This is a genomic window from Kitasatospora sp. HUAS MG31 (assembly GCF_040571325.1).
GTDB lineage: Bacteria > Actinomycetota > Actinomycetes > Streptomycetales > Streptomycetaceae > Kitasatospora > Kitasatospora camelliae.
Genome location: NZ_CP159872.1, coordinates 4,556,063 through 4,582,006, shown reverse-complemented (window position 1 = coordinate 4,582,006; position 25,944 = coordinate 4,556,063). Strand labels below are relative to the sequence as shown.

Sequence of the window (25,944 nt, the reverse complement as noted above, 5' to 3'; positions counted from 1 at the left end):
CGTCCGGACGCTCCGGGAGAGAGCCTGCGCCTTTGACGACTGACCGTCAACGAGGCTGCGGGGATGGGTGGTTCAGGTGTGAACGGGCGCGCGCGGGTGTGAACGCGACGGTCCGCCGTCGGCCCGGATGCGGGAAGCGGTGACAATCCGGCGAGGAGGTGTGAACATTCACCATCGCGTCCGGAGGTGGTCATGCAGCGGTCCGTTCCGCCCGAGCTCGCGTCCGTGCTCCGCACCGGCCCGTTCCACCTCGCCCTGCGGACGGCGCTGGCCGCGCGGGGGCTGGCCCTGCACCGCGTACGGGAGCACCTCGCGCTGCGCGGCGTCCGGGTCGGGGTGACCAGCCTCAGCTACTGGCAGCAGGGGCGAAGACGGCCCGAGCGGCCGGAGTCGCTGCGGGCGGTGACCGCGCTGGAGGAGGTCCTGGAGCTGCCGGAGCACGCGCTCACCCGGCTGCTCGGCCCGCGGCAACCGCAGCCGCAGCCCCCGTCCCCGCCCGCCGCCGAGGCGCGGCTCGTGCCGGACGTCCGGCCCTACCGTGAGCTGATCAACCCGGCCGAGGCGGTGGACGGACTGCTCGCCGTGCTCGCCGGCCCGGCCGACAGCGGGCTGCACACCCTCACCCACATCGAACGGATCCGGATCGGCTCCGACCGCCGGCAGACCCATCGCGACTCCCAGCACGTGCTGCGGGCCCACCGGGACGGCATCGACCGCTACCTCGCCCTCTACCAGGGCGACCCCGGCAGCGACGTGGACCGGGTGCGGGTCCGGGCGGAGGAGAACTGTCGCCCGGGCCGGATCCGCCGGGACCGGGCCGCCCACCTGCTGGTGGCCGAACTGCTGCTGGACCGCCGGCTGCGCGCCGGGGACACCCACCTGCTCGCGTACGGCTTCGACGACGCGCCGGCGCCCGGGCCGAGCGGCGAGTACCTGCGCGGTTTCCACTCCGGGGCCGGGCAGTACGTGCTGCAGGTCTCCTTCCACCCGGCCGCGTTGCCGGTCCGCTGCACCCGGTTCGCCACCCGGGCACCCGAGGAACACCCCTACGAGACCGAGGAGTTGACCCTGGACGGACACCACACCGTCCATCTGGTCGGAACGGCGCTGCGCCCGGGCCTGATCGGCATCCGCTGGGACTGGGAGTGACGCCGGTCCGCCCCGGGAGCCCTCCGGCCCCGTCCGGCGCTCAGTGCAGCCCGATCACCACGCAGTCGGTGACCGGCCGGTATCCGAGCTTCTGGTAGACGGAGTTGCTGGTGGGGTTGGCGAGGTCGGTGTAGAGCAGGACCTCCTCCGCGCCCAGGGCCAGGGTCGCGGCCGAGCGGGCGGCGACCACCCCGCCGGCGTAGCCCCGGCCGCGCTCCTCGGGCGGGGTGTAGACCGGCCCGATCCGGGCCATGCCGGCGATCACCGGGCTGACCCCGGCCAGCGAGACCGGGCGGCCGCCGTCCTCCCAGACGTGCCAGCCGCCGTCGGCGAGCCGCCGGTCGACCAGGCCGGTCACCCCGGTCTCGGGTTCGCCGACCTCCACCATGAAGGCGCGGCACCAGGCGATCAGCTGCTCGCGGTCCTCCGGCCGGCCGGGCCGGGCGTGCCCGCTGGGGACGGGGTGGGGCGGCCGCAGCACGTCGAGCCGGTACAGCCGCTGGTCGAGGTCGACGGCGGCGGTGGCGCCGGTGAGCTCCCGCCAGGCGGCGGCGAAGGCAACGGCCGCCTCCTTGCCGCCGCCGACCCCGGGCACCTCGCGGCCCGCGGCGTGCAGCGCCCCGGCCAGCTCGGCGCCGGCCTCCGCGGGCATCCGGCCGAGCCGGGGCGGGTACGGCAGGGTCTGCACGTAGACGCCCTCGACCGGGGCGCCGGGTCCGGGGCGCCACCAGCCGAAGGCGGGGTCGTGGTCGCCGAAGACGTGCGGGCCGTCCTTGGCCAGCCGGTCGACCAGGGTGAGCAGCACGGTGTTCTCGGCGGGGTGGGCGGCGAGGAAGGCGCCCGCCTCGTCGCGGAACTCGTCGAGGGAGGAGGAGAGGGTCCAGGTCATCCCACGGTGATAGCCGACCGGGAACCCGCTCCGCACCCGAATTGCCGCCGAGCCGGACGGTTTCGCCCCGCCCGGCTCCAGTCCCGCCGCCCACCGGAACGCCCGGCCGCCAAAACGGCCGGCCACCGGAACCCCGGCGCTCAGTCCGTCAGGGCGCCGATCTTCCCCGCCAGGTCGGCCGCGTCGGCGGTCGGCGCGTCGCAGGTGAAGTGCCGGCAGACGTAGGCGGCGGGCCGGCCGTCCAGCAGCGGGCGGTCGGCCAGCAGCGGGACCTGGTCGCCGCCGGGCTCGCCGAGGGCGACCACGGCGCCGGGGGCGGTGCCGCGCAGGGCGGTGCGGTGCAGCAGGGCGGTGGCCTCCTCGCCGGCCGGGCCGACCACGGCGACCTCGCGCGGGCCGTCCAGCAGGGCCTCGGCCACGGCCAGGCCCCAGCCGATGAACCGGGGGGCCCGGCTGCCCAGGGCGCTCACCACGCCGAGGGCCCGCTCGGCGGCGGTGCGGTGGCGCTCGGAGCCGGTGTAGGCGGCGTAGGTCAGCAGGGCGCCGGCCGCGGCGGTCCAGCCGGAGGGGGTGGCGTTGTCCGTGGGGTCCTGCGGCCGGCGGATCAGCTGCTCGGCGTCGTCGGCGGTGTCGTAGAGGGCGCCGGAGGCCTCGTCGGTGAAGTGTCGCAGGACCAGTTCGAGCAGTTCGCCGGCGAGTTCCAGCCAGGAGGTGTCGCCGGTGACGGCGTACAGGGTGAGGAAGCCCTCGGCGGTGTCGGCGTAGTCCTCCAGGACGCCCGCGTTGGGGCCGGGGCGGCCGTCGCGGGAGGTGCGCAGCAGTCGGCCCTCGGTGGTGAGGTGGACGGCGACCAGCAGGTCGGCGGCGCGCTCGGCGGCCTCGACCAGGTCGGGGCGGTCCAGCAGGGCGCCGGCCTCGGCGAGGGCGGCGACGGCCAGGCCGTTCCAGGCGGCGACCACCTTGTCGTCGCGGGCGGGGGCGGGGCGCCGGCCGCGGGCCTCGGTGAGGGCGGCGCGGATCCGGGCGTACGCCTCGGGGTCGGCCGGGTCGGTGAGCAGCTGGAGCACCGAGCTGCCGTGCTCGAAGGTGCCGGTGACCTGGAACATCTCCACGGCGAGGGCGGCGTCCTGCGCGCCGAGGACCTCGGTGAGCTGCTCGGGGGTCCAGGCGTAGTAGGCGCCCTCGGCGGTCTTGCCGGTGGCCGGGTCGAGGGAGTCGGCGTCGAGGGCGGAGGCGAAGCCGCCCTCGGGGGTGCGCAGGTCGCGGAGCAGGAACTCGGCGGTCTCCAGGGCGATCCGGCGGGCCTGCTCGCCGCCGGTGGCCCGCCACAGGTGGAGGTAGACGCGGAGCAGCAGCGCGTTGTCGTAGAGCATCTTCTCGAAGTGCGGGACGACCCACTCGCCGTCCACCGCGTAGCGGGCGAAGCCGCCGCCGAGCTGGTCGTAGATGCCGCCGCGGGCCATCGCGTCGCAGGTGCGCCCGGCCATCTCCAGGGCGGCCTCGGAGCCGGTCCTGGCGTGGTGGCGGAGCAGCCACTCGACGGTCATGGACGGCGGGAACTTGGGGGCTCCGCCGAAGCCGCCGTGCTTGTCGTCGAAGGTGCGGCTGAGTGCGAGCAGGGCCTGGTGCAGGTCGGTCTCGCCGGGCAGCGGGAGGACGCCGGCGCCGGCCCCGTACACCTTGGCCCGGTCGGCCAGGTCGGCGCGGATCCGGCCGGCGACCTCGGCGACCTCGTCGCGGCGGTCCCGCCAGGCGGCGCCGACGCCCTCCAGGACCTGCCGGAAGGAGGGCATGCCGTGCCGGGGCGCGGGCGGGAAGTAGGTGCCGAAGTAGAACGGCTCCTTGTCGGGGGTGAGGAAGACCGTCATGGGCCAGCCGCCCTGGCCGGTGGCGGCCTGGACCGCCTCCATGTAGACGGCGTCCACGTCGGGCCGCTCCTCGCGGTCGACCTTCACCGCGACGTAGTGCTCGTTGAGGTACTCGGCGACGGTCTCGTCCTCGAAGGACTCGTGCGCCATGACGTGGCACCAGTGGCAGGCCGCGTACCCGACCGAGAGCAGCACCGGGACCCCGCGCCGCCGGGCCTCATCGAACGCCTCGGGGCCCCAGGGCCACCAGTCCACCGGGTTGTCGGCGTGCTGCTGCAGGTACGGGGAGGTCGCGTCGGCGAGGCGGTTCGGCATGGGCCCATCCTTGCGCATCGGTGCCGCCCGTGGCAGGGGCGGCGACCGGTGGCGTGTCCGGGGCCCGGGGCCCGGTCAGTCCTCGGTCGGGTCCGGCTGCTCGACGAAGTCGATCTTCTTGAACCGGGAGTTCATCGACTTCAGCAGGAACCAGGTGGCCACGCCGAGGACGGCGAAGACCACGAAGCCCAGCAGGCCCGGGGTCACCTTGGACTCGTCCAGGGCGAGGTCGGCGGCGAGGTGGGTGAGGTTCACGGGGGTGCTCATCTCTCCATGGTGACCCGGCCCTACGCGGGCCGGGTCACCGGGGTGGGGCTACCGCGGGTGGCTACCCGGGGAGACCGGCGAAGAGGTCGGTCTCCGGCAGGTCGGTGTCGATCACGGACTTGGCCAGCTCGTAGTCCTCGGTCGGCCAGACCTTGCGCTGGATGTCCAGCGGCACGCGGAACCACGGGCCGTCGGGGTCGATCTGGGTGGCGTGGGCGATCAGCGCCTTGTCCCGGATCTCGAACCAGTCGTCGCAGGTCACCCGGGTGGTGATCTCGCGCTCCTGGCGGCCGCTCTTCTCCCAGCCGGCGATCCACTCGCCGTACGGGGAGTCCAGGCCCTGCTCGGTGAGGTAGGCGTGCAGGGCGCGGATCCGGCCCATCGGGAAGCCGTGGTTGTAGTAGACCTTGGACGGCTGCCAGGGCTCGCCGGCCTCCGGGTAGGCGTCGGGATCGCCGGCGGCGTCGAAGGCCGCCATGGTGATCTTGTGGGTCATGATGTGGTCGGGGTGCGGGTAGCCGCCGTTCTCGTCGTACGTGGTGATCACGTGCGGGCGGAACTCGCGGATCAGCTTCACCAGCGGCGCGGCGGCCTCGGCCACGTCCTGGAGGGCGAAGCAGCCCTCGGGCAGCGGGGGCAGCGGGTCGCCCTCGGGCAGGCCCGAGTCCACGAAGCCCAGCCAGGCCTGCCGCACGCCGAGGATCTCGCGGGCGGCGTCCATCTCCTTGCGCCGCACCTCGTGGATGTTCTCCTCGATCCACGGGTCGCCCTGCAGCTTGGGGTTGAGGATCGACCCGCGCTCGCCGCCGGTGCAGGTGGCGACCAGGACGTCCACCCCCTGCGAGACGTACTTCGCCATGGTGGCCGCGCCCTTGCTGGACTCGTCGTCCGGATGCGCGTGCACGGCCATCAGTCGGAACTGCTCAGTCAACGCCTGGTCCCTTCCGGGTATGTCCGATTCGTCGGGTCGGCTCCCCCGCCGCCTCCGGCGCGGACGTGCCCCTCCTATAGTGACGGACTGAAGGGCTCGTCCATTCCCCCCGCAGACCGAGGGCCCCTCCGCGAAAGGACCGAGCTCCGCCATGGACGCCAGGACTACGACCCCGCCCGAGGGCCGCTACAGCCGCCGGACCGACCGGGAGGCCGACCGCCGCCTGCGGATCGCGGCCGTGGTGTGCGGGGCGCTGTTCCTCGGTCTGATCGGCTGGCTGGGCACCTCGTACCTGCTGCGCGAGACCACCATGAACGGGACGGTGCCGACCTTCGAGGCGGTCTCCGACCACGAACTCCAGCTCCAGCTGTCGGTGAGCAAGCGCGAGGGCACCGGGGGCCGGTGCACCGTCCGTTCGCAGGGGGAGGACGGCGCGGTGGTGGGCCAGCACGACTTCCCGGTACCGGCCGAGGGGGACGCCTACACCGAGGTGGTCACGCTGCGGACCACGGCCCGCGGCACCACCGCCGAGCTGCTGGGCTGCACGCCGGACCGGTGACGACCCGGACGGCCGCACCGGATGGCGGCCTTTGCAGAAGTCACCCGTCCGGGCGCATATTCGATGACATGGGCGGGAAACCCGTAGCGGGAGGCCCCCGTCCACGCCATCGCACGGCAACCGACCGTTAACGCTCCGTCGTCCGCACTCCCGCCGGGAGCGGGAAATTGTTAGGCTCGTGGTTTCGCCCCTTCCGAGCCCTTCGGCATGGAAGCGGGCGTTGCTTTGTAGTTACGACGGATATCGACACCACTGCTGACGATCAACCCTCAGCACCGCCAGCACCGACGAGGAGTACCTGTGACCCAGACCAGCGATGACGTGACCTGGCTCACTCAGGACCACTACAACAAGCTCAAGGCTGAGCTGGAGCACCTGACCGGCGCCTGGCGCATCGAGATCGCCCAGAAGATCGAGGCCGCCCGCGAGGAGGGCGACCTCAAGGAGAACGCCGGCTACCACGCCGCCAAGGACGACCAGGGCAAGGGCGAGGCACGGATCCGCCAGCTCACCCAGATCCTGGAGCGCGCCAAGGTCGGCGAGGCGCCCGCCGACTCGGGCATCGTCGCGCCCGGCATGATGGTCACCGTGGCCTTCGACGGCGACATGGACGACACCATGCAGTTCCTGCTCGCCTCCCGCGAAGTGGTCGACGGCGACCTGGACGTCTACTCCCCGCAGTCCCCGCTGGGCCGTGCCATCAGCGGCAAGAAGGTCGGCGAGGACGCCCGGTACGAGCTGCCCAACGGCAAGCAGGCCAGCGTGCGCATCGTCGAGGCCAAGCCGTTCGGCGCCTGACGCCCGGCCCCGACCGACGCCGAAGCGGCCGCCACCCTCCCCGGGCGGCGGCCGCTTCCGTGTGCACGGCGGTCGGCGGCGCCGCTCAGCCGGCCGCGGAGCGGTACTTGCGAACCGACAGCCAGGAGAACACCGCGGTGATGACCAGCGGCCAGAGCACCGACACCAGCACCGCGTGCTGCATCGGCCAGACGTCGTCGACCGGGCCGACCTGGTTGCCGAACAGGTCGCGGCAGGCCTGCACGGTGGCGCTGAACGGGTTCCAGTAGGCGATCGGCTGCAGCCAGCCCGGCATCGAGCTGATCGGCACGAACGCGTTGGAGACGAAGGTCAGCGGGAACAGCCAGATCAGGCCGGCCGAGGTGGCCGCCTCCGGGCTGCGCACCGACAGGCCGATCAGGGCTCCGATCCAGGAGAAGGAGTAGCCCAGCAGGAGCAGCAGCCCGAAGGCGCCGAGCGCGCTGGGGACGCCGTCGTGGATCCGCCAGCCGACCAGCAGCGCCACCATAGCCAGCACCAGCAGGATGAACGCGGTCTGCACCAGGTCGGCGAAGGTGCGGCCGGTGAGCACCGCGGAGCGGGCCATCGGCAGCGAGCGGAACCGGTCGACCAGGCCCTTGGTCATGTCCTCCGCGATGCCGGCGGAGGCGCCGGCCACGGCGAAGGTCACCGTCTGGGCGAAGATGCCGGCCATCAGGAACTGGGTGTACGCGTCGGAGCTGGCCTGCGTCCCCGGGATCTGGATCGCGCCGCCCATCACGTACGAGAAGAGCAGCACGAACATCACCGGCTGCATCAGACCGAAGACCACGATCTCGGGGATCCGGGTCATCCGGCGCAGGTTGCGCTTGGCCACCACCCAGGAGTCGTGGAGCATCGCGGACAGGCCGGCGCGGTGCTGCACCGGGGCCTTGCCGATGGCGTGCTCGGTGGAGGTCGCGGTGGTGGTCATCTCAGGCGTCCTTCCCGTGGCCGCGGCGGCCCTTGGCGGCGGAGGGCTTCCCGTCCGCGTCCCCGTTCTCGTCCTCGGCGGCGGTGACGTGCCCGGTGAGCGAGAGGAACACGTCGTCGAGGGTGGGGCGGCGCAGGCCGATGTCGTCGATCTCGATGGAGCGGGCGTCCAGCTCGCGGATCACGTCGGCCAGCACCTTGGCGCCGCCGCTGACCGGGACGGTGATCCGCCGGGTGTTCTTCTCGACCGCCGGGTCGCCCTTGGCGTACGGGCCGAGCGCGGCCACCGCCTCGGCGACCAGGTCCGGCTGGTGGACGACCACCTCGATCCGCTCGCCGCCGATCTGGGCCTTGAGCTCGTCGGCGGTGCCGCGGGCGATCACCTTGCCGTGGTCGACCACGGCGATGTCGTGGGCGAGGCGGTCGGCCTCCTCCAGGTACTGGGTGGTGAGGAGCAGGGTGGTGCCCTCGGCGACCAGCTGCTCGATGACCTCCCACAGGGCCATCCGGTTGCGCGGGTCGAGGCCGGTGGTGGGCTCGTCCATGAACATCACCGGCGGGCGGACGACGAGGGCGGCGGCCAGGTCGAGGCGGCGGCGCATGCCGCCGGAGTAGGTCTTGGCGGGGCGGTCCATGGCCTCGGAGAGGTTGAACCACTCCAGCAGCTCCAGGGCGCGGGCCTTGGAGTCGCGCGGGCTCATCTGGTAGAGCTCGCCGACCATCTGGAGGTTCTCGCGGCCGGTGAGGTACTCGTCGACGGCCGCGTACTGACCGGAGAGGCCGATCAGGCTGCGGACCTTGTTCGGGTGCTTGAGCACGTCCACCCCGGCGACCCGGGCCTGCCCGGAGTCGGGCTGGAGCAGGGTGGTGAGCACCCGGACGGCGGTGGTCTTGCCGGCGCCGTTGGGGCCGAGCAGCCCGAGCACCGTGCCCTCGGGCACGTCCAGGCTGACGCCGTCCAGGGCGCGGACGTCACCGAAGGTCTTCACCAGGTTCTCGGCATGGATGGCTGGCGGCATGAGCCTGCCTCATCTCCTCATTCGAGCGCGAAATGTCCGAGTTTGTCGTACCCGAGCACACTTCCTTCAAAGCTCGCGATACATCGCGAGGAGGATGCCAGATCGCGATATATCGCGTCAACGGATTTTCCGCGCCCGGGGGCGCGCGTCCCGCCTCCCGCGCCCGGTCTCCCGGCTAGGTGGTGACCACGTAGCCGGCGTGGCGCAGCTCGCCGAGCACCGCCGCGCAGTGCTCCGGCCCCTTGGTCTCCAGGTGCAGGTCCACCTCCACCTCGGTCAGCCCCAGCTGCGGATCGGTCCGCACGTGCGCCACGTCCAGCACGTTGGCGTCCACCCTGGCCAGCACGGCCAGCAGCTCCGCCAGCCTCCCCGGCCGGTCGGCCAGCCGGACCCGCAGCGACAGGTACCGGCCGGCCGCCGCCAGGCCGTGCCGCAGCACCCGCTGCATCAGCTGCGGGTCGATGTTGCCGCCGGACAGCACCGCCACCACCGGGCCCTCGAACCCGTCCGGGTCCTCCAGCAGCGCCGCGATCGGCACCGCGCCCGCCGGCTCCACCACCATCTTCAGCCGCTCCAGGCCGAGCAGCAGGGCCCGCGAGATGGCCTCCTCGGAGACCGTCCGGACACCGTCCGCCAGGGTGTTCACCACCTCGAACGGGATGTCCCCCGGCCGGCCCACCATGATCCCGTCCGCCATCGTGGCGTACCGCTCCAGCGACACCGGACGCCCCGCCGCCAGCGAGGGCGGGTACGCGGCCGCGGCCGCCGCCTGCACCCCGACCACCTTCACGTCCGGCCGCAGCGGCTTCACCGCGGTGGCGATCCCGGCCAGCAGCCCGCCGCCGCCCACCCCTGCGACGATGGTGCGGACCTCCGGGCACTGCTCCAGGATCTCCAGGCCGATGGTGGCCTGGCCGCAGATCACGTCCCAGTGGTCGAAGGGGTGGATGAACACCGCCCCCGAGGACTCCGCGTACCGCTGTGCCGCCTGCAGCGCCTCGTCCACGGTGGCGCCGTACAGCCGCACCTCGGCGCCGTACTCCCGGGTCGCCGCCACCTTCGGCAGCGGCGCCGCCAGCGGCATGAACACCGTCACCGGCACACCCAGCAGCGACGCCGCGTGCGCCACGCCCTGCGCGTGGTTCCCGGCGCTGGCCGCCACCACCCCGGCAGCCCGCTCCACCGGTGACAGCCCGGCGATCCGCAGGTACGCGCCGCGCAGCTTGAACGAACCGGTGCGCTGCAGGTTCTCGCACTTGAGGTGGACCGGCGCGCCGACCAGGGCGCCCAGGTGCCGGCTCGTCTCCATCGGGGTGACCCGGGCGATCCCGACGAGCATCTTCTGCGCGCCCCGGACGTCGTCCGTGGTGATCGGCCATCTGTGCATGGGGTTCAGACTAGGCGCGGTCGAAGCCGTGCGGGCCTGTTCCCGGGGCCGTGTTCCACGCGTACGCTGCTGCTCCACGAGCCACCCTCACCGCACCCCGATCGTGAGCCGCGATGACGACGCCCTCGCCCCACGCCACCGGAAGCAACGATCCGCTCCACTCCGAGCTGCAGTACCAGGTCGCGGTGTTCGCCCGGCGGATGGAACAGGTCCGGCTCGGCGCGGTGGGCGTCCTGGACCGCTCCGCCTACCTGCTGCTGGACCACCTCGCCAAGCACGGGCCCGCCAACGTCAAGGCCCTCGCCGAGGCGCTCGGCATCGACTCCTCGACGGTGACCCGGCAGGCCGCCCCGCTGGTCCGCGCCGACCTGGTGGGGCGGGTGCCATACCCCGCCGACCGGCGGACCGTGCGGCTCGCCCTCACCCCGCTCGGAGACCGGCGGCTCGCCCAGGTCCGGGCCGACCGGGAGGCGCTGATGCGGCGTCTGACCGCGGACTGGCCCGCCGAGGAGCGGCACGCGTTCTGCGCCCTGCTCGCCCGCTTCAACGGCTCGCTGGAGTCCTTCACCGCCGACCGCTCGACCGGATAGCCGGAGGCCGGGACGCCGGACGCCGGACAGCCGAAAGAGCCGGACAGCCGGCGGGCAACCGGGCGGCCGCGAGGGCGGCCCGGCTGCCCGCCGGGGAGGTGTCAGCCCAGCGCGCGCTGCAGGTCGGCCAGCAGGTCGTCGATCGACTCGATGCCCACCGACACGCGGACCAGGTCCGCCGGGACCTCCAGCGGCGAGCCCGCCGCCGACGCGTGGGTCATCCGGCCCGGGTGCTCGATCAGCGACTCCACGCCGCCCAGCGACTCGCCGAGGGTGAACAGCTCGGTGCGGTTGCACACCTCCACCGCCGCCTCCTCACCGCCCGCGACGCGGAACGACACCATGCCGCCGAAGGCCTTCATCTGCTTGGCGGCGACGTCGTGGCCGGGGTGCTCGGGCAGGCCCGGGTACAGCACCTGGGTCACCTTCGGGTGCGAGGTGAGCAGCTCGACGACCTTCTCGGCGTTGGAGCTGTGCCGGTCCATCCGGACGCCGAGGGTCTTGATGCCGCGCAGCACCAGCCAGGCGTCGAACGGCCCGGAGACCGCGCCCATCGCGTTCTGGTGGTACGTCAGCTCCTCGCCGAGGCCGGCGTCAGCCGCGACCAGGGCGCCGCCGACCACGTCGGAGTGGCCGCCCATGTACTTGGTGGTGGAGTGCACCACCACGTCCGCGCCGAGGGCGATCGGCTGCTGCAGGTAGGGGCTGGCGAAGGTGTTGTCCACCACCAGCAGGGCGCCGGCGGTGTGCGCGATCTGGGCGAGGGCGGCCAGGTCGGCGATGCCCAGCAGCGGGTTGGAGGGGGTCTCCACCCAGACCGCCCTGGTGTTCGGACGGATCGCCTCGCGCACCTTGTCGGCGTGGTGGGTGTCGGCCACGGAGAACTCGACGCCCCAGCGGGTCAGCACCTTGGCGAAGAGTCGGAAGGTGCCGCCGTAGGCGTCGTTCGGGATGACGATGTGGTCGCCCGGCTTGAGGATCGTGCGCAGCAGGGTGTCCTCGGCGGCGAGGCCGGAGGCGAAGGCGAGGCCGCGGGCGCCGCCCTCCAGGGCGGCGAGGCACTCCTCCAGCGCGGTCCTGGTGGGATTGGCGCTGCGGCTGTACTCGTACCCGTTCCGCAGGCCGCCCACCCCGTCCTGCTTGTAGGTGGACACCTGGTAGATCGGCGTGACGACGGCCCCGGTCTGGGGGTCTGCTTCCTGACCCGCGTGGATGGCGAGGGTCTCGAAGCCCTGGGGAAGCTGGTGCTCGGTCATACCGCTGAGCCTAGTCCGCGGAACCCGGTCCGGCCGGGCTTCGGGGTGCGGCCGGCAGGACCCTCCGGCGGCCGCGGCACCGGCCCCGGGCCGCTGCGGCCTCCGCCGCGGAAAGCCCGGACGCCGCCGGGGCCCGGTACCGCTACGATCTGCGCGGCCGTACACGTGATCGACAGAGGGACAGCGTGACCACACCCCCGACCAGCATGAACACCTCCACCAGGGCGGCGCTGGCCGTCACCATGCTCGCCGGCTTCTACCTGCTGGCCGCGACGATCGTGCTCGGCCTCCTCGGCCTGGACGTCTGGCTGTTCGTGGCGACCGGCCGGCTCAACCCGGCGGTGCTCAAGCTCTACGCCCTCTCCGCGGTGGTGGCCTACCCCGTGCTGCGGGTGGTCTTCCTGACCCGCCGCCCGCGCCACGACGGCCCGGAGTCCGGCCTGCCGCTGACCCGCGAGGAGCAGCCGGAGCTGTGGGCCAGGATCGACCGGATCGCCGAGCGGACCGGCGTCCGCGGACCGGCCGAGGTCCGGCTGGTCCCCGAGGTCAACGCCGGCGTCCGCGAGGACACCAAGCTGCTCGGCCTCGTCCCCGGCAAGCGCCACCTGCAGATCGGCGCCCCGCTGCTGCTCGGGCTCACCGAGGCCGAGCTGGAGTCGGTGCTGGCCCACGAGTTCGGGCACTACAGCAACCAGGACGTCAAGCTGGGCGCCGTCACCCGGGCCGGCCGGGTGGCCGTCCTGCACACCATCAGCACCCTGCACCGGCGCGCCGACCAGCACGAGGCCGAGGAGGCCGCCGAGCTGGCCGCCAAGGCCGCCAAGCGGGTCGCCAAGGGCCGGAAGCCCTCCGGCGAGAAGGCCGACGGCGGTGTCCAGCGGGTGCTGGCCAAGCTGTTCGCGCAGTACGCCAAGCTGTACTTCCGGGTCTCGGAGTCGGTGAGCCGCCGTCAGGAGTACGCCGCCGACCAGGTCGCCGCCAAGCTCGCCGGCCGTGACGCCACCGCGTCCGCGCTGCGCAGGATCCCGGCCCTGGACGCCGCGCACGACTTCTACCTCGGCAGCTACGCCACCCTCGGCTGGGACCTCGGCCTGCTCCCGCCGGCCGGCCAGTTCTACGGCGGCTTCGCCCACCTGCTCGCCGACCCGGACCGCCGCCGCGAGCTCGCCGACCTGGGCATGCCCGAGGACGACGAGAACCCGTACGACTCGCACCCGCCGGTGGCGCTGCGGGTCGCCGCGATCGAGGCGCTGCCGGCCGACGGGCGCGACGCCGAGGGCTCCGGCCCTGCCGTCGCCCTGCTGCGGGACGCCGACCGCGTGCTGGCCGAGCTGGAGATCGCCACCCTGGTCCCGGAGGCCGCCGGGATGCGCCGGACCGACTGGCCGGAGCTGGTCCAGGAGGTCTGCCACGCCGCCGCCCGCGAGGGCGCCCAGCCGATCCTGCGCGCGCTCACCGACCTCGGCCTGCCGGGCACGGTGGAGGCCATGGCGGACGCCCTCGACGCCGGCCGCGGCCGGGAGATCGCCGACCGGCTGCCCAAGAGCGAGCAGGCGGCGGCCGCGACCGGGCGGGCCGCCCGCGAGTTCCTCCGTCCCGTCCTGCGCCAGGGCCTGGCCCGGATCACGGTGCTCGCCCTGGCCGAGGCGGGCGTGGCCCGCTGGGAGCTGTCCTGGTCCGAGTCCGCGCGGTTCCGGCTGCCCGGGGGCGCCCAGGAGGACCTCACCGCGGCTCTGGACGCCGCAGTGGCCGACACCACGGACACCGCCCCGCTGCGCGCCCTCCTCGCCAAGGCGGGCCTGCCCGCCGCCCCGGCCACCACGGGCTGACGCCCGGCCCTGCCGACGACCGCCCGCCGCCCCGGCGGGCGGTCGTCGGCAGCTGGGGCCCTTGGTTCACCGCCCCCTTTGTTCTGCCCTGTTCTGCTCTGTCTGCCTTGTTCTGCCGCCGGGCTCCCCCGCCCGGCCGGTGTCTCCCTACCGGAAGAAGCCAGCGCCCATGGCCGTCCTCATCCTGCTCGTCCCCCTGCTCATCTGGGCCGGCGCCAAGCTCGTCACCTGGTACTTCAAGAACAAGCTCGCCCGGCTGGAGAAGAAGATCGCCGACCACGCGGCGGTCACCGAGGACCTCGCCGCCGAGCTCGGCCTGCCCGCCGGGGAGGAGCTCGACCTCAGCCGGCCCGGCCCGCCCACCCGGGGCACCGCCGTGGTCGCCGCCGCCCGGCCCGCCGCCGAGAAGGGCGACTGGAAGCCGTTCGCCGAGTACCTCGCCGAGGCCGGCGAGGACTGGGACGTCCGCTACCACCGCCTCCAGCCGATCGCCGAGGCCGCCGCCGAGGAGGACGGCTGGCTGAAGGCCTGGCAGGCGGCCGAGCCCGGTTCCCCGGACGCCGCCCTGGTGCACGCCACCGCGCTGATCGAGCTCGCCTGGGAGGTGCGCAGCGCCAAGCAGGCGAAGCACGTCAGCCGCGAACAGTTCGAGGCCTTCCACCGGATCCTCGGCGAGGCGGTCGCCGCCTCCGACGTGGCCGCCGAGCTGGCCCCCGCCGACCCGTCCCCGTGGGTCAGCCGGCTGCCCGTCGCCATGGGTCTCGGCTGGTCGCACGAGGAGTTCGGCGCGGTCTGGGACGAGGTCGTCCGCCGCGCCCCGCACCACTACAGCGCCCACCAGACCGCGCTGCAGTACTGGTGCGCCAAGTGGCGCGGCAGCCACGAGCTGATGACCGCGTTCGCCGACCGGGCCGCGGCCGACGCCCCGCCGCGGAGCCTGCTCTCGGGACTGCGGCTGGTCGCCCTCCACGAGCTGGAGTTCACCCAGGACGACTACAGCGCCTGGCAGACCCCCGAGGCCCAGCACGCCCTCGACCGGGTCCTCGCCGACCTGGAGACCGTCCCGGCCGACGACCACCGGGTGCCCGCGCTGCGCCAGCTGCTGGCGTACGGGCTGACCCACAACCGGCGCTGGGCCGAGGCGGTGGAGCAGTTCCGCCTGATCGGGAAGTACATCGGCGGCGCGCCGTGGACCTACACCGGCGACCCGGCCGGGGTGTTCCTGCAGATCCGCAACCGGGCCCTGCGGGGCTGGCACGAGGCGGGCCGGCCGGCGCTGCCGTCGGCCGGCGCGGGTGGCTCCGCCGCTTCCGGCGCGGGTGCCTCCGACGCGGAATCGGAGACCGCCGGCGGGCGTTGACACCCGTACCACCCTCGCTCGCCGATCCGTCTGGAGCAGGCCTTGTCGTTCTTCCTCCGCCCCACGCCCCGGCTCGTCACCGCCGAGCAGGCCCTGCCCGGCCGGTCCGAGCCTGCCTTCGTGCTCACCGAACCGCACACCGTCCTCGGCACCCCGCTGACCGGGCCGTACCCGGCAGGGCTGGAGGTCGCGGACTTCGGGCTCGGCTGCTTCTGGGGCGCCGAGCGGACGTTCTGGCGGCTGCCCGGCGTGTGGACCACCCTGGTCGGCTACCAGGGCGGCCACACCCCGCACCCGACCTACGACGAGGTCTGCTCCGGACTGACCGGCCACACCGAGGCCGTCCGGGTCGTCTTCGACCCGGCGGTCGTCTCCTACGAGACGCTGCTGAAGACCTTCTGGGAGGCCCACGACCCCACCCAGGGCTTCCGCCAGGGCAACGACGTCGGCACCCAGTACCGCTCCGCCGTCTACACCCACTCCCCCGCCCAGCAGGCCACCGCCGAGGCCTCCCGCGACGCCTTCCAGCCCGCCCTCACCGCCCTCGGCCTCGGCCCCATCACCACCGAGATCCTCCCCGCCGGCCCCTTCCACCCGGCCGAGCCCTACCACCAGCAGTACCTCTCCGAGGCCAAGAACCCGGGCGGCTACTGCGGCCTCGGCGGCACCGGCGCCAGCTGCCCGATCGGCGTGGCCAAGACCGGGACGCATGACTGATCGCCTCCCCTGATCGCCTCCTTGAGGCGATCAGGTCCCGCCGGGCGGGCGGGTTCGGCTTCCCCGAGCACTCGTCCGCATCGTCCGGGCCGGGGCGCCCGGCGTCCCGGTCGCCTGAGCCGCTCGGCCCCTTCCGGCCGGGTGGGCGGGCCCGCCGTAATCCGCGTGTGGGCGGGCCCGGCGGGCAGGTTGAATAGCGTCGTGAATCCGTGGCACGTGCGCTGGCGCTGGGAGCGCGACATCCCCCTGCGGTACGTCCTGACCACCGAGGCCCGCGGCCCGGAGGAGGCCGGCGGGCAACGGCTGCTGGCCCGGTGCGCGGGCGTGGAGGGGCTGTTCGCCGACCCGCCCCCGCCCGTGCGCGAGGAGTTGGTGCTGTTCGAGTGCGCACCGCGCGGCAGGCTCGCCGACGCGTCCGTGGCGCGGACGGCGGGCGGGCCGGCGACCTGTGGGTCGAGGTGAGCCTCAAGGGCGAGAAGGTGTACGACTGGCTGTACGACCTGCTGGACGTGGTCGTCCTGGAGCAGCGTCCCAGCCCGGCGGATCCGTCCTCATACGCCGACCCCGCCGTCACCGCCGACCCCGCCGTCACCGCCGACCCCGTCGACCTCGTCGTCGAGGCCGGCGTTCGGCCCCCGCACTGGTACTTCGGCGACCTGTCCCGGTCCCCCGGTCCCGGCAGGAGCAGCTCGGGTTCGAGCTGCTCGCGGCCGACGAAGGCGTACCGGCCGGCTCCTGCGCGGCGATACCGGGCCTGTTCGTCCGGCGGCCGGATCCGTGGTGGGGCGACCTCCGGCTGCTCGGCTGCCAGGCGGACGCCCCGCTGCTGGCGTCCGGTACCCGCGACGTTCCCCGGGCGGAGCTCCTCGCGGTCGACCGGACGGGACGGGTCCTGGGGGGCCGGGACGTTGCCCTGTGGGTGACGGGGACGGAGCCGTCCGCGCTGGGCCCGGGCCTGGTCGACGTGACGCTGAACGGGAGGATCCGCGACCGTCCGCCCGCCGCGTTCGAGGCCGTGTGGGAGCGCTGGGCGGAGGGACGCCCCGCCGCCCCCAACCAGTGGGCGGCGCTCCCGGAGGACCTCAGGAGCGAGTGGCTCTGGCTCACCGAGAAGACCACCGGTCCGGACCGGCAGGGCGGGGTCTTCCACCTCGACGGCCGCCACGTGACCGGCGCGTACGGCCTGCACTGCGCGCTGGGAGAGGCCGTCAACGGCCCCGGCGGGTACTACGGCCGGTGCTGGCACTCGCTCGCCGACTGCCTGGACGGCGGCTTCGGCCTCGTCCCGCCCTTCACTCTGGTCTGGCACGACTTCGACGTGGCCGGCCGGTCCTTCGCCGACGACCTGCTGGAGGGAAAGCCCTACGCCGAGGCGGTCGTCGAACGCCTGAGGCACTGGGGCATCACCGCCGACCTGCGCTGAGTTCGGCGCGGCGGCAGGACGGGAGGGGCGGGTCGGTGGCGGAGGCGGTCACCCGCGGTGGATGGCGTGCAGGAAGCAGCCGGCGCTGAGGGCGCGGATGTGGAGGAAGGCGGTGCCCGGGTCGGCCAGGAGGTCGCGGGCGGTGGACTCGGCGGTGTCGGGGGTGACGAGGGTGCCGTCGAGGATGTGCCCGCGGGCGTCGTACGCGCGGAGCACGCGCTGGCCGGCGTGCATGGCGCCCGGCCAGCCGGGCTCGGTGGGGCCGGCGCAGGGGTCGGCGTGGACGAAGACGGGGCCCTGCTCGTCGTACGGGCCGGGGTCGGCGCCGGTCTCGGCGGCCCAGCGGCGGAGCGGGGCGTAGGTGAGGAGGGCGATCCGCTCGCCGGGTCGGGCGCGGCCGAGGCAGCAGCGCAGGGGTGAGCCGCCCTCCTCGTCGGTGAGGAGGACGGGCGGACGGCCGGCGTCGTCGCGGGTGCGGAGCGTGTCGAGGACCTCGGCGGGGATGGCCCGGATGTCGAGTGCGTTCATGCCTCCAGGGTGGCCGCCGCGGTGCCCGGGGTCCGGCGGGAATCGGACCTGGCGTTCGGCGGCTGAACCCCGGGAGAACGCCGCGGCCCCGCCGCCCCCGGAGCGCGTCCGGGGGCGGCGGGGCCGCGAGGAGGATCGAGCGCCGACGGAACGTCAGCGGCTCACGGTCGGACCGTCAGGAGGCGAGCTCCTTCAGCTCCTCGAAGCTGAGGCCGGCCTTGTTGAGCGAGTTGGCCTCGTCCGCCCCGAGACCGAGCGCGGCCAGCTCCTGGAGCTGAGCGGCGGTCAGCGGCGTGGCGGCGGTGCCGGGGCCACCGACCTTGCCGGCACCGGCGCCGGCGCCGGCCGGGCTGATCCCGCCGGCGGTGCTCATCGCCAGGCCGATCAGGCCGGTCAGGTCCTGCTTGGTGACGGTGGTGGCACCGGTGGGCGCCTCGATGGCGGCGGCGTCCTTGCCGAAGGCGACCTTGACCGGGAAGTGGACGTCCGGGCCGGCCTTCTTGGCGAACTGCGCCAGGTCGACGGTGATCGCGGAGACGGTGCCGCCGCTGATCATGACGTCGGCGCCGACGTTCTTGTCCGGGACGTCCGCGGGGACGGAGTCCGGGATCTTGCCGAGCTGCGGCAGGTCCTTGGCGAACGGCTTGAGGGCCTTGAGCACGCCGTCGGCCAGCCCGCGCGCGGGGGCGGAGATCCGCACCACGTCGGCGCCGTCCTGCTTGCCCTTGTCCTCGAAGCTGAGGTTCTTGGAGAAGACGTCCGCGAGGGACTGGCCGAGGCTCTCGGCGGTCTTCGGGTCCAGGCTGGGCTGGGCCGAGGCCCCGGCCTTGCCGGCCTTGCCGGTCTGGCCGCCGGACTCCTTGGCGAGCTCGTTCATCAGCTCGGTGTCCAGGGAGACCCACTTGCCGTCGAGGACGTCCTTGACGAACTTGGCCTCGGCCGGGACGGAGGCGGCGAACGCGTCGATCTCGGACGGGTTCTCGCCGGCGAGCTGGGCCAGGCCGCGGGCGTCGCCCTTGAGGTACAGCTTGCCCTTGACGATCCGCAGGTCGACGTAGGTCTTGCCGTTCTTGGCGGCCAGGACGTACGAGAGGTCGACGTCCTTCTGGTTCAGCGCGGAGGCGTCGCCGGAGCCCTGGGACTGCTTCTTGAAGGACTCGACGTCCTTCAGCGGCTTGTCGGCGCTGACCGACACCGAGAGCGTGAGGCCGGCCAGCTTCTCGGCGTCCTCGCGCTTGATCGGGTCGTCGATCGCCTTGCCGAACTCGACCAGCTGGTCCGGGGTGGCCGCGACGGAGAACTCGGCCTTGAAGGTCTTACTCGCGCCGAGCTTCTCGAAGCCCTCGGAGACCTTCTCGGCCGCGCTGAGCTGCTTGACGGTGCCGCAGGCCGCGAGGCCGGTGGCGAGGGCCACGGTGCAGGCCGTGGCGGCGAACGCCGCACGGGTGGTACGGCGGAATGCGGTGTTGATGTGGATCTCCCCCTGGGATGCGCCCTGCGCGACGGCGGGCGACGACAGCGCCGAAACATCTCGGCGACCACCATCACAACATGCCGCGACGCCCTCTGGCACCGGGATTTCCACCTTGGTACGAAGGTGTGCCCAAACCTATATCCGGGCGTCAGGCGCCCCTGGGGGAAAGGGGTCCGCCGGATGATGAGGCCAGGTCAGGAGAGTGCCGGCCGCTCGGAGCGCTCGCCGGCCCGCCGCCCCCTCAGAGGGCGCTGCCGGCCTTCCAGTCGGCCCAGCCGAGGTTCCAGTCGCTCAGGCCGTTGGCCGGGTCGACCGGCCGGTCGCCGGAGTTCACCACCTCGACCACGTCGCCGACCATCGAGCTCTTGAAGAACGCGGCGGCGTTGGTGTTCCCGTCGGCACCGCCCTTGACGTCCTGGAGCGAGATGCAGCCGTGACTGGTGTTGGCGCTGCCGAACTGGGAGGCGGGCGACCAGTAGTTGCCGTGGATGAAGGTGCCGGAGTTGGTCAGCCGCTGGGCGTGCGGGACGTCCGGGATGTCGTACTCGCTGCCGAGGCCCACGGTGTTGGAGTTCATCCGGGTCTCCTGGTACTGCTCGGAGATGACCAGCTTGCCGCCCCAGGTCCGGTGGTCGGGGGCGCCGCCGATGATCGGGTAGGTGGCGGTGACCCGGCCGTCGGTGGTGACGGTGAGGGTGTTCTTCGCGAGGTCGGCGACGCTGGTCTGGCTGCGGCCGACGTTGAAGGTCACGTCCTTGGACTGGGTGCCGTAGACGCCCTTGGCGCCCTGCACGTCCTTCAGCCGGAGCTTGAGGGTGACCTGGCTGCCGCTGGGCCAGTACTCCGCGGGGCGGAAGTCGAGCCGGGTGCCGGAGTACCAGTGGCCGACCACCTCCACGCCGGAGGAGGAGGTGACGGTGATCGCCTGCTCGACGGCCTTGCGGTCGGTGACCGGCTTGTTGAAGTTGATCGACACCGGCATGCCCACGCCGACCGTGGAGCCGTCCTCGGGGCTGAAGTAGCCGACGAAGGTGTTGGCCGGGGTGGCGGTGGCGAACGAGGTGTTGGAGTCCGCGGTCAGCCCGTTGGCGTCGGTGGCCGAGACGGCGAGCTTGTACTTGGTGCCGCTGGCGAGCTTCCCGGTGGAGGCCCAGCCGGTGCCGTCGGCGGTGGGCTGCCCGGGTATCTCCCGGCCCGCGGTGTCGGTGAGCCGGACCGAGCTCAGCGTGCCGTCGGCGACGGTGACCTTGACCGGGTCGGAGAACGGGACGGCGGTGGCGCCGTCGGCCGGGGAGACGGCGATCTTGGCGACCGAGGCCTTGGGGCTGGCCGGCGCGGAGACCGCCGCCTCGGCCGCGGCCCCCTGGCCGCCGGGGGCGGCGGAGGTGGCGCCAGGGTGGCCGCCGCAGGCCGCGATCAGCAGGACGGGTACGCCGACCACGCCCGCGAGCACGCCGCGCCGGCTCCACCCGCGTCCGCCCGAACGCTCCCGCTTCTCCGATGCCGCCACTTCACACTCCCTGCTGCTCGACGTCGTCCCGGTTCGTCCCGGACATTCCGGAAGGAACCGACGAACCCAGCAGGACGGCAGTTCCCGTCTGAATCCGATCTCAAGGGGTCGAGATCGGACCAGACGACCCAGGATGCCGCGATAACGGACAAAAAGCCCGGTCCGGGAGGCCGGACCGGGCGAAAAGTGGGAGAGGTCACTTCACCTCGTACTCGTCCCAGCTCTCGTCATCGGGGTCGTAGTCCGTGGTCGCGGACTCCCAGGTGGCCGAGGTCAGCTCGACGCCCGGCACCTCGCCGAGCAGGGCGACCGGGTCGATGAAGTGGGCGAGCGAACCGGACGGGTCCACCTCGATGGCCTCGACGGACTGGGCGCGCTCCTCGTCGTCGAGGTACTCGTCACCCGCCACCTGGGAGAGCGCGGCGGCCTTGAGGGCCTGCTCGTCGGTGATCTCGGCGATGAGCTCGATGGTGAGGCGGACGTACCGCGGGGCGTCCTGCTCGGGCAGGTCAGTGCTGGTCATGTCAGCGAGCGTAGGCGTTCCGGCCGCGCCCGGGGAAACGGGAGCGGGAACGGGGCAGGGGAAACGGGAGGGCCGGCCCGGACCCTCTCCCGAGGAGAGGACCCAGGCCGGCCCACCGCCTCCGTCGGCGCTCCCCCACCCGGGAGCCCGCGGAGCCGCGCCTTTCGGCGCGAGAGGTGCCGTGGGAGCCGCCACACCCTGTCGCTCATCCCCGCCACGGGGGCGGGGTCGAACAGGGGCGGGACGACGGCGGCCCCCACGGGCGGACACGGTGAGCCGGGTCAGGGCCGACCGACGTGTCCAGGGTGACCGCGGGTCCGGGGAGCCGCTCCCGCCCCCGCCGCCACCGTGCTCGGCGTCTTGCCGTTGACCTCTACGATGCCCCACGGTTGTTAACCGGGTGATGCGTGGACGTGACGTAGGTGTACCAACCGGTGGAGCGCGAAGGCTCCACCCGGTCGGCCGCACACCGGCCCTGACGGGCGCTCAACCGACCGGGCGGTTACTCCCACCGCCCGGACGGCGACTCAGCGGACGGCGGCTCAGTGACCGGCGGCTCAGTGACCGGCGGCTCGGCGGACGGCGGCTCAGTGACCGGCGCGGGCGGTCAGGAACGCCAGCAGGTCCTGCCGGGTGACGATGCCCTGCGGCTTGCCCTCGACCAGCACCACCACGGCGTCCGCCTTCTCCAGCACCGCCATCAGGTTGGTCACCGACTCGCCGGAGCCGACCACCGGCAGCGGCTTGGACATCACCTTGTCCAGGGTGTCGGTCAGCTGGATCTTCTGCGAGAACAGGCCGTCCAGCAGCTCCCGCTCGACCACCGAGCCGATCACCTCGCCGGCCATGATGTCCGGGTGGCCGGCGCCCGGGGAGACCACCGGCATCTGCGAGACGCCGAAGTCGCGCAGCACCCGGACCGCCTCCGCGACCGTCTCGTTCGGGTGCATGTGGACGAACTGCGGGATGCCCTCGTGCTCGATGGCGTCCTTGCGGGCCAGCACCTCGCCGATGTGCGCCTCGTCGGTGGCGGTGGGCAGGAAGCCGTAGTCGGCCATCCAGTCGTCGTTGAAGATCTTGGACAGGTAGCCGCGGCCGCCGTCCGGCAGCAGCACCACGACCACGTCGTCCGGACCGAGCTCGCGGGCCACCTCCAGCGCGGCCACCACGGCCATGCCGCAGGAGCCGCCGACCAGCAGGCCCTCCTCCTTGGCCAGGCGGCGGGTCATCTGGAAGGAGTCCTTGTCGGACACGGCCACGATCCGGTCGGCCACGTCGCGGTCGTACGCGGTGGGCCAGAAGTCCTCGCCGACGCCCTCGACCAGGTACGGGCGGCCGGTGCCGCCGGAGTACACCGAGCCCTCCGGGTCGGCGCCGACCACCTGGACCTTGCCGCCGGAGACCTCCTTCAGGTAGTTGCCGGTGCCGGAGATGGTGCCGCCGGTGCCGACGCCCGCCACGAAGTGGGTGATCCGGCCCTCGGTCTGCTCCCACAGCTCGGGACCGGTGGAGTGGTAGTGCGAGGCCGGGTTGTCCGGGTTGGAGTACTGGTCCGGCTTCCAGGCGTTCGGGGTCTCGCGGACCAGGCGGTCGGAGACGTTGTAGTAGGAGTCCGGGTGCTCCGGCGCGACCGCGGTCGGGCAGACCACGACCTCGGCGCCGTACGCCCGCAGGGTGTTGATCTTGTCAGTGGAGACCTTGTCCGGGCAGACGAAGATGCACTTGTAGCCCTTCTGCTGCGCGACGATCGCCAGGCCCACACCGGTGTTGCCGGAGGTCGGCTCGACGATGGTGCCACCCGGCTTCAGCGCGCCCGAGGCCTCGGCGGCCTCGATCATGCGCATCGCGATCCGGTCCTTCACGGAGCCACCCGGGTTGAAGTACTCGACCTTCGCCAGCACGGTGGCGGTGATCCCCTCGGTGACCTTGTTGAGCTTCACCAGGGGCGTGTTGCCGACCAGATCGATGATCGAATTGCTGTACCGCACGGGGATCCTCCCGGTGAGTGGCGTATGTGACTGTGGGTGCTTAAAGCCTAGGCCGTGGGAACCCCCCGGCGGGCCACCACGGGCGGGGCGGCTCCTCCCGGATGGCCGATCGGGGCCGGTAGGCCGGTGGCATGGGCGGGTACTAAGGGGTACGAGGACTCTGGAAGACCGCACAAGGGGGTGCCGGATGCCAGGGGCACAGGCGTCGAGGGCCCGGGTGGCCCGCCGGATCGCCACCGCGGCCGCGTACGGCGGTGGCGGTCTCGGGCTGCTCGGGGTCGGACTGGCCGGGGTGCTGCTGACCGAGAGCCGGCTGGCGATCCGGGCGATCGGGATCCTGGACGGCGATCCGCCCCGCGCGGACGGCGTGTACGGCGCCGCGTTCGCCGACCCCGCCCAGGCCGCGGACCCGCTGGTGCTCGCCTTCCTGGGCGACTCGACGGCGGCCGGGCTCGGGGTGGCGCGCGGCGGGGAGACCCCCGGCGCGCTGCTGTCGGCCGGGCTGGCCTCGGTGGCCGAGCGCCGGGTGCGGCTGGTGAACGTCGCCAAGTCCGGCTCCCGCTCGGCCGACCTCGCCCTCCAGGTGGCGCAGGCCCTGCAGCACCGCCCCCGGGTCGCCGTGATCATGGTCGGTGCCAACGACGTGACCCGGCACAGCCCGGCGGCGACCTGCGTCCGCGCGCTCGGCGACGCCGTCCGCACCCTCCGGCTGGCCGGCTGCGACGTGGTGGTGGGCACCTGCCCCGATCTCGGCACCATCAAGCCGGTGCGTCCGCCGCTGCGGTGGGTGGCCCGGCGGCTGAGCCGGCAGCTGGCCGCGGCGCAGACCATCGCGGTGGTGGAGGCGGGCGGCCGGACGGTCTCGCTGGGGTCGCTGCTCGGCCCGGAGTTCGCGGCCCGCCCGGAGATGTTCGCCTCGGACCGCTACCACCCCTCGGCCCAGGGGTACGCGACGGCGGCGATGGCGCTGCTGCCCTCGCTCTGCGCGGCCCTCGACCTGTGGCCCGAGGAGACCGGCGGGGCCGCGGTGGAGCCGGAGGCCGTCCTGCCGGTGGCGGTCGCGGCGGCGGCGGCCGCGGGACGGTCCGGCACCGAGGTGGCGGCGGCCGGTCCGGACACCGGGGTGTGGCGCTGGGCCCTGATCAAGCACCGCCTGCGGCTGGGCCTGCCAGGGGCGGAGCAGCTGCGGACGGCGTCGGCCAACTCACACCCCGGGACGGGTGACGTTCGAGCTACTTAACGGTAACTTTCCCCCTGAGCATCCCTCAGGAGCGGACGAGCAGGCTCCTAAGTGAAGGCTCAGTAGCCTAGGCCACGCCATCGAGGAGCCCCCCATGCCCGAAGCCGTCATCGTCAGCGCCGCCCGTTCGCCGATCGGCCGGGCGGGCAAGGGCTCGCTGAAGGACGTCCGCCCGGACGACCTCACCGCGCAGATCATCGCCGCCGCCCTCGCCAAGGTGCCGCAGCTGGACCCGCGCCAGATCGACGACCTGATGCTCGGCTGCGGCCTGCCCGGCGGCGAGCAGGGCCACAACCTGGCCCGCATCGTGGCGGTGCAGATGGGCATGGACTACCTGCCCGGCGCCACCGTCACCCGCTACTGCTCCTCCTCGCTGCAGACCACCCGCATGGCGCTGCACGCGATCAAGGCCGGCGAGGGCGACGTCTTCATCTCGGCCGGCGTGGAGACCGTCTCCCGCTTCGTCAACGGCTCCTCGGACGGCATGCCGGGCACCATGAACCCGCTGTTCGACGAGGCCCAGGCCCGGACCGCCACCCGCGCCGCGGAGGGCGGCGGCGAGTGGCACGACCCGCGCGAGGACGGCCTGGTGCCGGACGCGTACATCACGATGGGCCAGACCGCCGAGAACCTGGCCGCGCTCAAGGGCGTCACCCGGGCCGACCAGGACGAGTTCGGCGTCCGCTCGCAGAACCTCGCCGAGGCCGCCATCAAGGCCGGCTTCTGGCAGCGCGAGATCACCCCGGTCACCACCCCGGACGGCACCGTGGTCTCCGCCGACGACGGCCCGCGCGCCGGGGTGACCCTGGAGGCCGTCCAGGGCCTCAAGCCGGTGTTCCGCCCGGACGGCACCGTGACCGCCGGCAACTGCTGCCCGCTGAACGACGGCGCCGCCGCCCTGGTGATCATGTCCGACACCAAGGCCCGCGAGCTGGGCATCACCCCGCTCGCCCGGGTCGTCTCCACCGGCGTCAGCGGCCTCTCCCCCGAGATCATGGGCCTGGGCCCGGTCGAGGCCTCCAAGCAGGCGCTGAAGCGGGCCGGCCTGTCCATCTCCGACATCGACCTGGTCGAGATCAACGAGGCCTTCGCCGCCCAGGTGATCCCGTCCTACCGGGACCTCGGCATCGACCTCGACCGCCTGAACGTCAACGGTGGCGCCATCGCGATCGGCCACCCCTTCGGCATGACCGGCGCCCGCCTCACCACCACCCTGATCAACTCCCTGCAGTGGCACGACAAGCAGTTCGGTCTGGAGACCATGTGCGTCGGCGGCGGCCAGGGCATGGCGATGGTCATCGAGCGCCTGAGCTGACCGGCGGGCGGTCCGTCCGCCCACCCGTTTGGACTCACCGTCCGTAATTGAGGGCCGA

At 73.3% G+C, this 25,944-nt stretch carries 25 protein-coding genes; 12 read left to right on the top strand and 13 right to left on the bottom strand.

The window, feature by feature from the left end:
- Window positions 1-192: 192 nt before the first annotated feature.
- The gene (locus ABWK59_RS20775) at window positions 193-1,149 is read left to right on the top strand and encodes a hypothetical protein (protein WP_354642112.1); all 957 of its coding nucleotides are present in this window, start codon (window positions 193-195) and stop codon (window positions 1,147-1,149) included.
- Between the two features lie 40 nt (window positions 1,150-1,189).
- Here ABWK59_RS20775 and ABWK59_RS20770 read toward each other — a convergent pair whose 3' ends face one another.
- From ABWK59_RS20770 to mca, 4 genes are all read right to left on the bottom strand, one after another.
- Complete coding sequence (locus ABWK59_RS20770; RefSeq protein WP_354642111.1) at window positions 1,190-2,038, bottom strand: GNAT family N-acetyltransferase; 849 nt, start codon at window positions 2,036-2,038, stop codon at window positions 1,190-1,192.
- Between the two features lie 140 nt (window positions 2,039-2,178).
- Complete coding sequence (locus tag ABWK59_RS20765; RefSeq protein ID WP_354642110.1) at window positions 2,179-4,221, bottom strand: thioredoxin domain-containing protein; 2,043 nt, start codon at window positions 4,219-4,221, stop codon at window positions 2,179-2,181.
- Between the two features lie 75 nt (window positions 4,222-4,296).
- Window positions 4,297-4,488 (bottom strand): hypothetical protein, encoded by a 192-nt coding sequence (locus tag ABWK59_RS20760; RefSeq protein WP_354642109.1) that lies wholly within the window; start codon window positions 4,486-4,488, stop codon window positions 4,297-4,299.
- A gap of 61 nt (window positions 4,489-4,549) precedes the next feature.
- Complete coding sequence (gene mca / locus ABWK59_RS20755; protein ID WP_354642108.1) at window positions 4,550-5,419, bottom strand: mycothiol conjugate amidase Mca; 870 nt, start codon at window positions 5,417-5,419, stop codon at window positions 4,550-4,552.
- Between the two features lie 151 nt (window positions 5,420-5,570).
- Between mca and ABWK59_RS20750 the strand changes: the two genes are divergently transcribed.
- Both ABWK59_RS20750 and greA read left to right on the top strand, forming a co-directional pair.
- Window positions 5,571-5,978, top strand: coding sequence for a DUF4307 domain-containing protein (locus tag ABWK59_RS20750; RefSeq protein WP_354642107.1), 408 nt, complete (start codon window positions 5,571-5,573; stop codon window positions 5,976-5,978).
- A 300-nt stretch (window positions 5,979-6,278) separates the two neighbouring features.
- Entirely contained in the window at window positions 6,279-6,776 is a 498-nt protein-coding gene (greA, locus tag ABWK59_RS20745; RefSeq protein ID WP_354642106.1) for a transcription elongation factor GreA, read from the top strand.
- Between the two features lie 85 nt (window positions 6,777-6,861).
- On the opposite strand, the gene ABWK59_RS20740 is transcribed toward greA, so the two are convergent.
- The 3 genes from ABWK59_RS20740 to ilvA form a co-directional block, all read right to left on the bottom strand.
- Window positions 6,862-7,728 (bottom strand): ABC transporter permease, encoded by an 867-nt coding sequence (locus tag ABWK59_RS20740; protein WP_354642105.1) that lies wholly within the window; start codon window positions 7,726-7,728, stop codon window positions 6,862-6,864.
- A 1-nt stretch (window position 7,729) separates the two neighbouring features.
- The gene (locus ABWK59_RS20735; protein WP_354642104.1) at window positions 7,730-8,746 is read right to left on the bottom strand and encodes an ATP-binding cassette domain-containing protein; all 1,017 of its coding nucleotides are present in this window, start codon (window positions 8,744-8,746) and stop codon (window positions 7,730-7,732) included.
- A gap of 175 nt (window positions 8,747-8,921) precedes the next feature.
- Window positions 8,922-10,133, bottom strand: a complete 1,212-nt coding sequence (ilvA, locus tag ABWK59_RS20730) for a threonine ammonia-lyase (RefSeq protein ID WP_354642103.1) — start codon at window positions 10,131-10,133, stop codon at window positions 8,922-8,924.
- Between the two features lie 113 nt (window positions 10,134-10,246).
- Between ilvA and ABWK59_RS20725 the strand changes: the two genes are divergently transcribed.
- On the top strand, window positions 10,247-10,723 hold the full coding sequence (locus ABWK59_RS20725; protein WP_354642102.1) for a MarR family winged helix-turn-helix transcriptional regulator: 477 nt from the start codon (window positions 10,247-10,249) through the stop codon (window positions 10,721-10,723).
- Between the two features lie 101 nt (window positions 10,724-10,824).
- Here ABWK59_RS20725 and ABWK59_RS20720 read toward each other — a convergent pair whose 3' ends face one another.
- Window positions 10,825-11,979, bottom strand: coding sequence for a cystathionine gamma-synthase (locus ABWK59_RS20720; protein WP_354642101.1), 1,155 nt, complete (start codon window positions 11,977-11,979; stop codon window positions 10,825-10,827).
- Window positions 11,980-12,164: 185 nt separating this feature from the next.
- On the opposite strand from ABWK59_RS20720, the gene ABWK59_RS20715 reads away from it, so the two are divergent.
- From ABWK59_RS20715 to ABWK59_RS20690, 6 genes are all read left to right on the top strand, one after another.
- The gene (locus ABWK59_RS20715) at window positions 12,165-13,808 is read left to right on the top strand and encodes a M48 family metallopeptidase (protein WP_354642100.1); all 1,644 of its coding nucleotides are present in this window, start codon (window positions 12,165-12,167) and stop codon (window positions 13,806-13,808) included.
- Window positions 13,809-13,977: 169 nt separating this feature from the next.
- The gene (locus ABWK59_RS20710) at window positions 13,978-15,168 is read left to right on the top strand and encodes a DUF4034 domain-containing protein (RefSeq protein ID WP_354642099.1); all 1,191 of its coding nucleotides are present in this window, start codon (window positions 13,978-13,980) and stop codon (window positions 15,166-15,168) included.
- Window positions 15,169-15,210: 42 nt separating this feature from the next.
- Window positions 15,211-15,885, top strand: coding sequence for a peptide-methionine (S)-S-oxide reductase MsrA (gene msrA, locus ABWK59_RS20705; protein WP_354642098.1), 675 nt, complete (start codon window positions 15,211-15,213; stop codon window positions 15,883-15,885).
- 201 nt (window positions 15,886-16,086) lie between these two features.
- Complete coding sequence (locus tag ABWK59_RS20700) at window positions 16,087-16,347, top strand: hypothetical protein (RefSeq protein ID WP_354642097.1); 261 nt, start codon at window positions 16,087-16,089, stop codon at window positions 16,345-16,347.
- Complete coding sequence (locus ABWK59_RS20695; protein WP_354642096.1) at window positions 16,344-16,808, top strand: hypothetical protein; 465 nt, start codon at window positions 16,344-16,346, stop codon at window positions 16,806-16,808. The genes ABWK59_RS20700 and ABWK59_RS20695 overlap by 4 nt, the downstream gene beginning before the upstream one ends.
- On the top strand, window positions 16,805-17,308 hold the full coding sequence (locus tag ABWK59_RS20690; protein ID WP_354642095.1) for a barstar family protein: 504 nt from the start codon (window positions 16,805-16,807) through the stop codon (window positions 17,306-17,308). Before ABWK59_RS20695 ends, ABWK59_RS20690 begins: the two co-directional genes overlap by 4 nt.
- A 48-nt stretch (window positions 17,309-17,356) precedes the next feature.
- Here ABWK59_RS20690 and ABWK59_RS20685 read toward each other — a convergent pair whose 3' ends face one another.
- The 5 genes from ABWK59_RS20685 to ABWK59_RS20665 form a co-directional block, all read right to left on the bottom strand.
- Window positions 17,357-17,836, bottom strand: a complete 480-nt coding sequence (locus ABWK59_RS20685; protein WP_354642094.1) for a DUF1203 domain-containing protein — start codon at window positions 17,834-17,836, stop codon at window positions 17,357-17,359.
- A gap of 175 nt (window positions 17,837-18,011) precedes the next feature.
- On the bottom strand, window positions 18,012-19,250 hold the full coding sequence (locus ABWK59_RS20680; RefSeq protein WP_354642093.1) for a hypothetical protein: 1,239 nt from the start codon (window positions 19,248-19,250) through the stop codon (window positions 18,012-18,014).
- Window positions 19,251-19,551: 301 nt separating this feature from the next.
- Window positions 19,552-20,820, bottom strand: coding sequence for a L,D-transpeptidase (locus tag ABWK59_RS20675; RefSeq protein WP_354642092.1), 1,269 nt, complete (start codon window positions 20,818-20,820; stop codon window positions 19,552-19,554).
- 196 nt (window positions 20,821-21,016) lie between these two features.
- Window positions 21,017-21,343, bottom strand: a complete 327-nt coding sequence (locus ABWK59_RS20670; RefSeq protein WP_354642091.1) for a hypothetical protein — start codon at window positions 21,341-21,343, stop codon at window positions 21,017-21,019.
- Window positions 21,344-21,930: 587 nt separating this feature from the next.
- Window positions 21,931-23,331 (bottom strand): cystathionine beta-synthase, encoded by a 1,401-nt coding sequence (locus tag ABWK59_RS20665; RefSeq protein WP_354642090.1) that lies wholly within the window; start codon window positions 23,329-23,331, stop codon window positions 21,931-21,933.
- Window positions 23,332-23,518: 187 nt separating this feature from the next.
- On the opposite strand from ABWK59_RS20665, the gene ABWK59_RS20660 reads away from it, so the two are divergent.
- Together ABWK59_RS20660 and ABWK59_RS20655 are read left to right on the top strand one after the other, a co-directional pair.
- On the top strand, window positions 23,519-24,571 hold the full coding sequence (locus ABWK59_RS20660; protein ID WP_354642089.1) for an SGNH/GDSL hydrolase family protein: 1,053 nt from the start codon (window positions 23,519-23,521) through the stop codon (window positions 24,569-24,571).
- Between the two features lie 94 nt (window positions 24,572-24,665).
- On the top strand, window positions 24,666-25,886 hold the full coding sequence (locus tag ABWK59_RS20655) for an acetyl-CoA C-acetyltransferase (RefSeq protein ID WP_354642088.1): 1,221 nt from the start codon (window positions 24,666-24,668) through the stop codon (window positions 25,884-25,886).
- Window positions 25,887-25,944: the final 58 nt, after the last annotated feature.